The sequence below is a fragment of the Komagataeibacter xylinus NBRC 15237 genome (assembly GCF_001571345.1).
Taxonomy (GTDB): Bacteria; Pseudomonadota; Alphaproteobacteria; order Acetobacterales; family Acetobacteraceae; genus Komagataeibacter; species Komagataeibacter xylinus.
In genome coordinates this window covers 1-2922 of record NZ_BCTP01000102.1, presented here as the reverse complement: position 1 = coordinate 2922, position 2922 = coordinate 1, and the positions used below count along the sequence as shown (strand labels likewise).

Sequence of the window (2922 nt, the reverse complement as noted above, 5' to 3'; positions counted from 1 at the left end):
GAGCATCGTGTCATTATGGGAGATTGCGATCAAAATCCGTATTGGAAAACTGGATGCGGATATGAACGACATTCTGGCAGCCATTCCTGAGGAAGGTTTCTCTCTGCTGCAAATACAACCCGAACACCTGCATATCCTTATGTCTTTGCCTCTGCATCATCGTGATCCGTTTGACCACCTCCTGATGGCGCAGGCGCAAGTTGAACACGCCACATTCCTTTCGGAAGACGGACAAATGGATCATTACCCCATCAAGCGAATACGCTGTTCGTGAAGCAGAACTGCCGTCAGAATATGCCTTCATGTTGATCATCGGGATGCCCATTTTTCCTTTTCAATACCGGACATCGTGACAATCACGCAATTTAGCCTCGGGATGAGAGAACAGAAGTCTGGTATTGTGATCCAAACTTCATTATCTTACGAGACGTAAGATAGGAGAGCGCCATGGAAACGGTCACTCTGCGCAAGCAGGGCAATTCGGTCGGGCTCACGCTGCCGGCGGAGACCCGTATTCGACTGGGTCTGGAGATCGGGCAAGAACTCACATTGGTCGAGTTGGCTGACGGCATTAAGCTGGTGAAGCGCAACCTCAAGCTCGAACGCCAGATGGATCTTGCCCGTGAAGTGCTGCGCGAACAGGCTGACGCACTTCAGGAACTGGCGAAACGGTGAACGAACCGGAGTTTCTCGAGGTTGATGCTGTGCTGTTCCTGCATGATTGCGCCTTGCGCGAATATGGTGGCGCGCAGGGAATCAAAAGTGCGGACTTGCTGCATAGCGCGTTAGACCGACCGTTGAACCGCTATCACTACGCGGATCCAGTTCCTGTCGATCTGTTTGACATCGCCGCCGCCTATGCCTTCGGCATTGCGGGCAACCACCCGTTCAATGATGCCAACAAGCGGACTGGCTGGGCCTGCTGTGTGTTGTTTCTCAAAGCAAACGGCCAGAACGTCGCCATCACTGCGCCTGACGTGGTGGAGCGCATGGTCGCTCTGGTCGAAAGAAAAATCGATGAGACAGAATTCGCCATTTGGCTGCGGAAGCATCAACTTCCATAAGAGTATTGCTGACACGGATATGTCCGCTTACGCCTCATCTCCGCCGTTCAACGAACTGTCAGATTTCCCTCAAGTTAGACGTTCCATTCCGGCTGTTCATGCAGGGAGAAATTATCTTTGAGCAAGGCGGGCATGATCTGTGAAGTGGATATGTCCGCTGGGACGTCGTATCTGCACTGTGCCTCTTCATGCGTGCCTTTGTTGTTCATACACGCGCAGATTCAGATCGGTGAGATCCAGGATGGGCGTAGGGATCTGAAGCGCGCATGCCCGCCTGACCAGGTCACCAATAATCTGTTGTGCTTCCACAGGAGCATCCTGCAGCAGATCCCGGAACATGGAGGACGTCAGGGTGGAGTCCGTTTTCGTCAGGAGACTGACAGTGCCCTTCAGCGTGGCATCCCGTAGGGGATAGCCAGCCGCCGCCGCCGTTGACGCACATTCATGGATGACCGCCTGCGCAAAGGCCTGACCTGCTGGCTGGCTGGCGACATCCCCCACGGTTCCGCGCATCAGGCAGCAGATGCTGCCCAGGGACGCGAGCAGAACCCATTTATCCCACATGTCCTGCAGGATGTGGGTGGAACACACGATTTCAAATCCGGAACCCGACAGGGTTTCCGCAATACTGCGTGTCACTGGCGTATCGCTGCCTTCCCGGTCCCCTATTGAAAGCCGGGGAAGAGAACCCGTCTGGACAATGCGCCCCTGCGCGTCGAGCCTGCTGACGATAAAGCACGTACCCCCCATGACCGCGGCAGGGCCAAAGCGGTCTGCCAGAATATCAAGATGCTGCATGCCGTTGAGAAGCGGGACAATCCGTGTCCGCGGTCCCACCGCAGGCGCGAAATCGTTCATTGCAGCCATCAGGGAATAGGCTTTTACGCTGACAAGAATGATGTCGTAGGGATCGTCAATCTCACTGGCCATCACCATCCGGGGGGTGAGGGTGACGTTGCCAACGGAACTGATCAGGCACAGACCCTCGGCACGAAGCTGCTGCAGGCGCCTTTCGCGTACCAGAAAGGTCACGTCATGCCCGGCGCTGGCCATGCGCGCGCCAAAATACCCACCCACGGCACCCGCGCCGACAACAAGAATTCTCGAGCCCATGACGCTGTTTCCTCTCTTTGATCCGCCCTGATGTGTTGCGGTTGAAGGCGAGTTGAGGCGCTCTGGCGGCAGGGGTCAAGACAGGCTCAGAATCTCGATCTTCCCGGGTGCCGGGCCTTGATGCTGGCCTCGTCGATATAGGTCTCGACGACCTGAAGGCTTTTGTGCCGCGAGAAGCGCTTCAGTTCCAGGAGATCATACCCGTCCTTTGCGCCCGTGGTGATGGCCCCGCGGCGCAGGCTGTGTCCGCCAAAGTCCCCTTCGAGGTGGGTGTCGCCACATCGCTTGCGGATGATGTCCGTGACTGCCCGATCCGACAGGGCATGCGGGCCGATCCTGGGCGGGGTCCCGACGGGAGTGGTTCCCGCCCTGTGACCCCGTGCGGACCAGATACGCCGGAAGACCGGACCTTCCGTGATCCCGGCCTGCCGGAGCCAGGTCTCGTATGCCAGAACCGGGCAGTTCCGGGTCAGGCCCCGCGGGATGCCGATCAGAGTACCCTTGCGCTGGGGATCCCCCTTGGACCGGCCCAGCCGGATCTGCATGCCATCCTCGTCCACCGTGATGTCGTCCACCTTCAGTGCGGCCAACTCGGAGCGCCGGAACGCACCGGCAAAACCGAGCAGAAGAATGGCCCGGTCCCGCGCACCGACCAGATCATGTGGACTGATGGCTTCGACGACCCGGACCAGCCTGTCCCAGGTGAGCGCGGTTTTCTGGCGGGGCAGGGTCTCCTTTGCCTCTC

5 protein-coding genes are annotated in these 2922 nt (G+C 58.0%); 3 read left to right on the top strand and 2 right to left on the bottom strand.

Features of this window, described 5'->3' with window-relative positions; translation table 11 throughout:
• The 3 genes from GXY01S_RS17760 to GXY01S_RS16460 all read left to right on the top strand — a co-directional run.
• The coding region (locus tag GXY01S_RS17760) for a type II toxin-antitoxin system VapC family toxin (protein ID WP_255210493.1) at positions 1 to 274 on the top strand (274 nt) is incomplete at its 5' end.
• 173 nt (positions 275 to 447) lie between these two features.
• On the top strand, positions 448 to 675 hold the full coding sequence (locus tag GXY01S_RS16465; protein WP_007396477.1) for an AbrB/MazE/SpoVT family DNA-binding domain-containing protein: 228 nt from the start codon (positions 448 to 450) through the stop codon (positions 673 to 675).
• Positions 672 to 1064, top strand: coding sequence for a type II toxin-antitoxin system death-on-curing family toxin (locus tag GXY01S_RS16460; protein WP_007400727.1), 393 nt, complete (start codon positions 672 to 674; stop codon positions 1062 to 1064). Before GXY01S_RS16465 ends, GXY01S_RS16460 begins: the two co-directional genes overlap by 4 nt.
• Before the next feature lie 186 nt (positions 1065 to 1250).
• Here GXY01S_RS16460 and GXY01S_RS16455 read toward each other — a convergent pair whose 3' ends face one another.
• Together GXY01S_RS16455 and GXY01S_RS16450 are read right to left on the bottom strand one after the other, a co-directional pair.
• Entirely contained in the window at positions 1251 to 2177 is a 927-nt protein-coding gene (locus GXY01S_RS16455) for a ketopantoate reductase family protein (RefSeq protein WP_061276847.1), read from the bottom strand.
• Positions 2178 to 2263: 86 nt separating this feature from the next.
• Positions 2264 to 2922 (bottom strand): site-specific integrase (locus tag GXY01S_RS16450; RefSeq protein WP_156470349.1); only part of this gene is annotated, 659 nt, incomplete at its 5' end.